This window comes from Rahnella sp. JUb53, from assembly GCF_004346065.1.
Lineage (GTDB): Bacteria > Pseudomonadota > Gammaproteobacteria > Enterobacterales > Enterobacteriaceae > Rahnella > Rahnella variigena.
The window spans coordinates 988,462-996,773 of the sequence record NZ_SLYT01000001.1 but is presented as its reverse complement, the minus strand read 5'-3'; the positions used below and the strand labels follow the sequence as shown (position 1 = coordinate 996,773).

The window sequence follows — 8,312 nt, the reverse complement described above, 5'->3', positions numbered from 1 at the left end:
TTAAATGGAGAGCCGGATGCGCTGAAAGGTGCACGTCCGGTTCGGGGAGGAGAGGCAGGGAAATAGTCCGACTACGCCCTGCCTCTTACTCTACTAAGGACGCATGAGGGTTGGCTGTATCTGGCTGTTGTTCTTGATCTCTTCTCACGCAGGGTTATCGGCTGGAGCATGGGCGGACGAATGACCGCTGAGTTAGTAATGGATGCATTATTGATGGCGGTATGGCGACGTAAACCAACGGCAGAAGTATTAATCCATTCAGATCAGGGCTCTCAATATACGAGCGAAAGATGTCAGCATTTTATGACAGCTCACAATTTAAAAAGCAGTATGAGTCGTCGGGGTAATTGCCATGACAACGCAGTGGCAGAAAGCTTTTTTCAGTTGCTAAAACGGGAACGCATAAAGAAACGGATCTATAAAAATAGGGAAGAAGCGAAGGCGGATATCTTCGATTATGTCGAGATGTTTTATAATGCTAAACGCCGCCACAGTGCCTGTGAGGATCAACCCCCTGCAGCTTATGAAAGTGCCTGGTTCATGAGGCACGGAACAGTCTAGGAAACTAGGGTCTATTCAGCGTATTCAACGCCGGGTTCGTTACGCTATCGCTAAAATCGAGTACCAGACGCTTATTGAACCGTGAGTTAGGTTCGGCTGAGGCAGAGCAAGTGCTGAAATGCTGGAAACGCCTTCTGAAACCTCTGCGAGATGATTTGGAGTTGCTGCTGGATCATTATGAAGGCACTGCGTTGACCAATCGGTACGGTAAATGCGTTACCAACGCGGTAGGACAAACATTCAATATCACCAACAAAGATGTTACAGCGGGTAAGCGTTGGAAGTCGGATGTGATGCGCCGAAAGTTGCTGTCACACATGTTACAGGGGCTGGAAAGTCATGCTGTATATTATTACGTAGCCAGCCATAAGGGTGTTTGTGCACTGGAACACGATGGGTTTGTTTCTTATGAAGAGGTTACTGACTGGTCCCACCCATACCTTTTGATTGAGAAAAAGCATTCAGCGGAGCTGTAAGAATCGCTGTAAAAGGAACCATTACTTTTACAGCTCTTCCGACATACTGATTATGTCCCCTGATGAGATCGCCATGCATAAAGTCTGATTCACCGAACAATCGATCATTACCGTTCTGAAGTCTGTCGAGAAACGGGAATATTCGAAGCTTTCTATTACAACTTGACTAACCAAATACGTATTATAGGATAGGAAATACTCAGAGTGTCAGTTTTTTTGAACTGATAGCTATGCTGAGGTGCTTATTGAACGCTTGATTTTAAAGTATCTAAGTTAAAAATACATTTAAATATGGGATAGTATGAACTATTATTGATAGGAGTAAAAAGGGATATGAATAAATTATTAAGTCAGCCTCTATATGTTTTTTTGTCGAGGCTGCCTTTTAATGTTATATATTCTTATCTAAAGCTTCGTGGGGGATGAGTATTGCTGGTAAATTCCTTTAAAAAGTTTTCCAAGAAGTTGGTTTTGATAGGCGTGATGATTAAACATTAATGCTGCGTTTTCATTAATATCACGAACAATATTAATTTGATTATTATTTTTTAATTCATCATAGTAAATTTTGCAGCGAGCAAAATTGACCGCTTCGAAAATAAAACTTTCATAGCGTTTTTCAATGATGAAGGTTTTAATTGAGTTGATGGTTCTAATGTCATTTTTATGAGTTATCTTAACCTTGAACTCTTTAATGTTAACATCAAGTAATGCAACAATTTCATTTCTTGATTTAGTAGTTTCTAACGAAAACTCAATGCTTTCATCGTCAAATAATGGATGAAGATGAGGTTTCTTGTAAAAATTAATCTGACCCTTTAAGCTTGAGTTGCAAATAGAGCAAGCTGGCACGAGGTTATATAAGCTTAATGCTAGGTGAGGATAACTCCCTTGAGGGAAAAAATGATCTAACGTTGGCCGGAATCCTTTTTTTTGTGACCTTACGGTGAATGCATATGATTGATTGCAATAAGGACAGCTTCTTGCTTTTGACGCACTACACAAATCATAGGCGTCGTATCCTTTCGTTTTAGTAGTAAAATTATGATAATCGAATATTTCAATAAGATTTTTTTTAAACACTTTAATTAGATCTTTGTTATTACTATTTTTTTTAATGACGAAATCATAGTATCTTGCGGCTAAAGCTAAGTCCCTAAAATCATTCGAAATTATGAGGGTTTTTGTCTTTTCGACGAAATGTGCAGTTAGGCTTTTGGGGCCTTGGTGCTGCGTTCTAGCCAAATAGTCATCTATTTTTTTGAGAACAAAATTATTATGTCTTACTTCTATTGAGGCCCAGTTTTTTTTAATGGAAATTATCATTTTATATCACCACTTAAAGGGATGAGTTTCATGATCTCTCTTTCTAAAATATCATTGTCTATTGATTTTATAACTAAGATATCTTTTTCTGATATATTGTTTTCCTTAATGTTTTTTACAGTTTTATTTATTCGTTGAGACGCAAATTCACCAATAGTCTTCGTTCCGAAAGACTCATTGAGTAACAAATGAATTGGCGAGGCAAATCCTGAGGTAGCGTCTGCTTTATCCATAGGGCAGATGAATTTTTTAGGGATATCAGTAGCTAACAATGGGGAGTGAGTCGCCAAAATGAGTTGTAAAAATGAAAGGTTATTAATGTGCTTCACTTTATTTAAAAATTCATTAATCTTAAGAATATAATTTCTTTGCCATTCCAAATGCAGGTAAGCATCACCCTCATCAATCATTAACAATATTTTTTTTGTCCCCTTATCTGCCAATTGTTTAATTGCTTTGGAAATCAAACTCATTTGATGTATTATAGCTAATTGGCCAGAGCTCATTTCTACTAATTTGAAATCAAAGTAATTTTCAACTTCGAAATCAATCAATAACATCTCCCCTTTATAAGCATCCACGGGAAATATCATATATTCAGTGAAGGAGAAATCTTGTCTAATGTACTTCAAGAATGACTCAACTTTTGTTCTCTCAATTTCGAAGGTTTCGAGTGATTTTATCTCATGTCGCTTAAGGGCATCATGCCCATTAAGTAGAAAATTGAGGATGTTAATGGCCGTCGAGTTTTTTATTTTGTTACTTTTTTTAAGTCCGTTAATTGTGATGAATGTAGATATTTTTATTATGTCATCTCTATCAGAATTTAAATAATTATATAATTCATCAACCAATATACCCAAAAGCTCCTTTCTTTTGGCTGCTATTTTAATAGCATCATCCATTTCTTCATTCTCGTTGATTTTTTCGCGAATAAGTTTGTCTATTTTTATTATCTCATTCGTGGTTGATGATTCTTTTAGTATGTATTTTATACGGCGTTCACTAAGTTTGAAAACTTCATCAAGAATTGATTTTAATATAGCCTTTGTATTGATTCTGTATTCTATTTGAGAAGTTGGTTCGATCTTAAAATATTCAAGAATTTCTCTTGATTCATTTAAATTATTTATTCTAATGCCTCTTCCATAGTAGGGAGACGCATCAATAAAACGTTTTGATGATGCATATCTTTCCCTGAAAGGGATTGGGGAGAAATAAACAACCCCCCAATATCTAGTTTCGTTTTTAACATCGTAGCTCGGAACGTTGAAGAAATCAATTTCACACCCCCCAGTAAATGCTCCTATATGGGATGATTTAAATTCATTTATAACTTGATTAAGAAAATATGTCTTCCCTGTTCCGTTCTCGCCTATTAACAGGGAAATTGAGTCAACGTCAAAAATGTTACTGTTATCATCAGGCTCATCTCTTAATTCTAATTTTTTTCCATCAACAGAAAGAGTACGTATCAATTTAGACTCCTAATTATTTATATTTTTTTTCACGCAACAGTAGTTTATTTACTGCATTGTAACAATGCAACTTCATTCACGAAATATCAATACTTCTATCAGTGCAGCTTACTAATTCATCAAGTCTATCAGCCCATTCCTGCATCATCACTTTACGCTCATCAAGATAGGTCGCATGGTTGTATGTGCGACGAACATTGTTGGTATCAGCGTGCGCAAGTTGGGCCTCAATAGCATCAGGTCGATAGCCCATTTCGTTTAAACGCGTACTTCCTGTAGTTCGGGTAGCATGGGGACTATAAATGCCACTCCATCCGAGGCTTTTGAGTAGCTGGCGCAGCGAGTGCGATGTCATTGGCCCTAGCGGATTATCTCTGCCCGGGAAAAGGTGCTGCCGATGCCCGGTTAACCCCTGTAGTGTTCTGAGCGTTTTGACAGCTTGGAAGGGTAGGGGGATAACGTGTTCTCTGCGGGCTTTCATTCGCGCTGCCGGAATGGTCCATAGGGCATTATCAAGATCGAATTCTGTCCATTCTGCTTCGGTGGCTTCTGCAGGACGCGCCAATGTCCACCACATAAGCCACATGCAATAGTTAACCTGATACGAGCCACGACTATTGTCAAAACAGCTTAGTAACTTTCCGATTTGCTGAGGATTTAGTGCCTGTTTGTGCTGTGTCATATTAGCCGGAAGGGCCTTGCGCACAGGCCATACGGGATCGCTATCAGCTCTAAGCGTCGCGACTGCCAACTCAAAAACTGATGAAATGGTGCGACGGGCTTCAGCGGCAACTGTTGGCGCTCCTCGTTTAGCCGTTTCCTGAAGAATTTTAAGGATATGGTGTGGAGTGATCTCTCTGACAGGAAGCTTACCGATGGCGGGGAAAACTACTCGCTCAAGCATATCAAGGCGGCGAGTTTTGGTGATTTCGGCCCAGTCTTTCATCTGCAACCACTCTTTGGCGATTAGCTCAAAGGTGTTGGAGGCATCATTGACCTTGCGAATCTTATCTAACTGACGAGCTTGTGTTGGGCTAACTCCATCGGCGACCTGCTTTCGCGCTTGCTCGCATTTTTCGCGAGCTTCGGCAAGTTTGACCGTCGGGTACTCACCTAGCGCAAACATGCTGGATTTACCGTTGAGTTTAAACCGATAGCGCCATGCCTTTTTGCCATTGGGTTTTACTTCGAGGTAGAGACCGTTGAAATCATTGAGTCGATAGAGTTTTTCTTTCGGCTTGGCAGTGCGGCATTGCGTATCAGTGAGCATAACGGGGGCCTTGTTTATTTATTATACCGTTATTGCACTCACTTAAAATGAAGATGGAAGAATGTTGTACTCATCAATGTACTCATTTTTGACAGCGTTGTTACGAGATGAATTGAGACTCTATGAAATGAAAAATCCACGCAATTGCGTGGATTTTATAGGGTTTTGTGATTCCTATGAGATTCAGTGAAACCTCATGAGATAGCAGGTTTTATTTAGACGTTGAACAGGAAGTTCATCACGTCGCCATCTTTAACGATGTAGTCTTTACCTTCAGAACGCATTTTGCCGGCTTCTTTTGCGCCTTGCTCACCTTTGTAGGTGATGAAGTCTTCGAACGCGATGGTTTGTGCGCGGATGAAGCCTTTCTCGAAGTCGGTGTGGATTTTACCGGCAGCTTGTGGCGCAGTAGCACCGACAGGGATGGTCCATGCGCGGACTTCTTTCACGCCAGCGGTGAAGTAAGTTTGCAGGTTCAGCAGTTCGTAACCGGCGCGGATCACACGGTTCAGGCCCGGCTCTTCAATGCCCAGTTCAGCCATGAACTCTTCGCGGTCAGCATCTTCCAGCTCAGCAATATCAGACTCAACCGCTGCACAGACGGCCACAACCACGGAGCCTTCGGCATCTGCGATCTTACGCACCACGTCGAGGTAAGGGTTGTTTTCGAAACCGTCTTCGTTGACGTTCGCGATGTACATGGTCGGTTTCAGCGTCAGGAAGCTCAGGTAACGGATGGCCGCTTTGTCTTCTTCGGTCAGATCCAGCGCACGCAGCATACCCGCGTTTTCCAACTGTGGCAGACATTTTTCCAGCGCAGCCAGTTCCGCTTTGGCATCTTTATCGCCGCCTTTAGCGCGTTTCTGCACACGGTGAATGGCGCGCTCACAGGTATCGAGGTCAGATAACGCCAGTTCGGTGTTGATGACATCGATGTCGTCAGCCGGATCCACTTTGTTGTTAACGTGGATGATGTTGTCGTTTTCGAAACAACGTACAACGTGGCCGATCGCTTCGGTTTCACGGATGTTGGTCAGGAACTGGTTACCCAGGCCTTCACCTTTAGATGCGCCTTTTACCAGACCTGCGATATCCACGAATTCCATGGTGGTTGGCAGAATACGCTGCGGTTTTACAATCTCGGCCAGCTTGTCGAGACGCGGATCAGGCATTGGCACCACGCCGGTATTCGGTTCGATGGTGCAGAACGGGAAGTTTGCTGCTTCGATACCCGCTTTGGTCAGCGCATTGAACAGAGTAGATTTACCGACGTTGGGCAGGCCCACGATACCGCATTTGAATCCCATGTTTTTCTCACCTTAATAGCTTAGTTATCAAGCGATTAACTCTAACCGCACGATGTAATGACCATAATTCCCCGCATTATACACGTAAACGACATTTATCTCGATCCGCTTGTGATCCCACGTGGTGCAGGCTGCGGATTAAACCTTGCCTCAGTTCCGTCATTTTTAGATACTTGTCACAATTTTTTAACTGAGTTGGAAATATACCGGATGTCTTATGTTTAGCCCGCGTGGTTTGAAGTTGTCAGAAGTGAAGAATGAAACGCTGGCCGGATTTGTGGTGGCGGTGTCGATGATCCCGGAAGCGGTCGGGTTCTCGCTGGTGGCCGGATTGTCGCCGATTGTCGGTCTGCACACGGCGTTTATTATCGGGTTAGTGACCGCGCTGTTCGGCGGCAAACCGGGCATGGTTTCCGGCGCGGCAGGTTCTATTGTGGTGGTGCTGATGAGTCTGGCGGCGCAGCACGGCATGGGATACGTCCTGTGGGCGACGATTTTTGCCGGTATCATTCAGATCCTGATTGGCGTTTTCCGCCTCGGTAAATTTATCCGTCTGGTGCCGTTGCCTGCGGTTCACGGTTTTGTGAACGGGCTGGCGATTGTCATTATGCTGGCGCAGTTACACATGATTGCCGGGCAGGGACCGCTGATGTACGGGCTGGTTCTGCTGGCGATTCTGGTGGTGGTGCTGTTCCCTAAACTGACCAAAATCATTCCGTCTTCGCTGGCTGCGCTGATTGTGGTCTCCGCCGTCGCGATTGGCTTTAATCTGCAGACTTTACGTGTGGGAGATCTCGCGGATATTTCCGGCGCGTTGCCGCATTTCAGCCTGCCGGTCGCGCCGTTCAATGCTGAAATGCTGAAAGTCGTGTTGCCGTATGCGGTCGTCATCGCGCTGGTCGGTCTGATTGAATCGCTGCTGACCATGACGGTGCTCGATGAAATGGGCAATCAGAAAGGTAACGGTAACCGTGAAAGTATTGCGCAGGGTGCAGGGAATACGATTTGCGGATTGTTTGGTTGTTTCGCCGGTTGTGCAATGATCGGGCAGTCGATCATTAACTTCACTTCCGGCGGTCGCGGACGCATTTCCGGTACGGTGGGCGCTATTTTGCTGATCTTGTTCGTGGTCAGTCTCTCCGGATATATCGGTCTGCTGCCGGTTGCAGCGCTGGCCGGGATTATGCTGGTAGTCTGCTACAACACCTTTGAGTGGAGTTCGTTGCGCCGCTTGCGCCGTATGCCTAAAGCCGATGTGCTGGTGATGCTGATTGTTACCGTCATTACCATTTTCACCGATCTGGCCGTGGCGGTGATCAGCGGTGTGATTATTTCGGCGCTGGTTTTCGCCTGGCAGCAGGCGCGTATCCGTATTCGTGAGCACAAAACCAAAGGCGACCTGGCGGTATATAAACTGGACGGGCCGCTGTTCTTTGGCTCTGCCGCAACCTTTGCCGAGCTGTTTAATCCTGAAAACGATCCGCAAAACGTGGTGCTGGATTTTGCCGGTACGCGGGTGATGGATTCGAGCGGGGTGGAGGCGATTGATAAGCTGACGACGCGTTATCTTGAAGCCGGTAAAAGTATCCGCCTGCGCCATCTGAGTCATGACTGCATAAGTCTGCTTAAGAAAGCCGGACCGTTCTGCTCGCATGAACTCGACGATCCGCAATATTATGTCGCGGAAGATACTCTCTGAAATCATCATGGTGTCGCCTGAAAATGGCGCACCTCTTATGTGACTTTCCTTTGACTTTCCTTATAAAAACGGCTGGCAGAAAACCAATCTGCCGGCCGTCCCGCCTTGCTGATAAATGCTTACAATTCGTGGCAAAAAAACGGCCAAATTCATATCGCTGAAAATTCTGTAATGTTATACGGTTACGCTCATCTG

At 44.1% G+C, this 8,312-nt stretch carries 6 protein-coding genes and 1 pseudogene; 3 read left to right on the top strand and 4 right to left on the bottom strand.

The window, feature by feature from the left end; all coding sequences use genetic code 11:
* Window positions 1-84: 84 nt before the first annotated feature.
* Window positions 85-561, top strand: a pseudogene (locus EC840_RS04570) (IS3 family transposase); the annotation flags it as partial.
* Window positions 562-635: 74 nt separating this feature from the next.
* The gene (locus EC840_RS25450) at window positions 636-1,037 is read left to right on the top strand and encodes a hypothetical protein (protein ID WP_243701008.1); all 402 of its coding nucleotides are present in this window, start codon (window positions 636-638) and stop codon (window positions 1,035-1,037) included.
* A 405-nt stretch (window positions 1,038-1,442) separates the two neighbouring features.
* Here EC840_RS25450 and EC840_RS04560 read toward each other — a convergent pair whose 3' ends face one another.
* From EC840_RS04560 to ychF, 4 genes are all read right to left on the bottom strand, one after another.
* Window positions 1,443-2,363 carry a hypothetical protein gene (locus tag EC840_RS04560; protein WP_132964090.1) on the bottom strand — a complete coding sequence of 307 codons (921 nt, stop codon included), beginning with the start codon at window positions 2,361-2,363 and terminating at the stop codon, window positions 1,443-1,445.
* The gene (locus EC840_RS04555) at window positions 2,360-3,841 is read right to left on the bottom strand and encodes an AAA family ATPase (protein WP_132964089.1); all 1,482 of its coding nucleotides are present in this window, start codon (window positions 3,839-3,841) and stop codon (window positions 2,360-2,362) included. The genes EC840_RS04560 and EC840_RS04555 overlap by 4 nt, the downstream gene beginning before the upstream one ends.
* Before the next feature lie 76 nt (window positions 3,842-3,917).
* Entirely contained in the window at window positions 3,918-5,111 is a 1,194-nt protein-coding gene (locus EC840_RS04550) for an integrase arm-type DNA-binding domain-containing protein (RefSeq protein WP_132964088.1), read from the bottom strand.
* Window positions 5,112-5,326: 215 nt separating this feature from the next.
* Entirely contained in the window at window positions 5,327-6,418 is a 1,092-nt protein-coding gene (ychF, locus tag EC840_RS04545; protein ID WP_112288718.1) for a redox-regulated ATPase YchF, read from the bottom strand.
* Window positions 6,419-6,635: 217 nt separating this feature from the next.
* Here ychF and EC840_RS04540 point away from each other — a divergent pair, with 217 nt between their 5' ends.
* Window positions 6,636-8,117, top strand: coding sequence for a SulP family inorganic anion transporter (locus tag EC840_RS04540; RefSeq protein ID WP_132964087.1), 1,482 nt, complete (start codon window positions 6,636-6,638; stop codon window positions 8,115-8,117).
* Window positions 8,118-8,312: the final 195 nt, after the last annotated feature.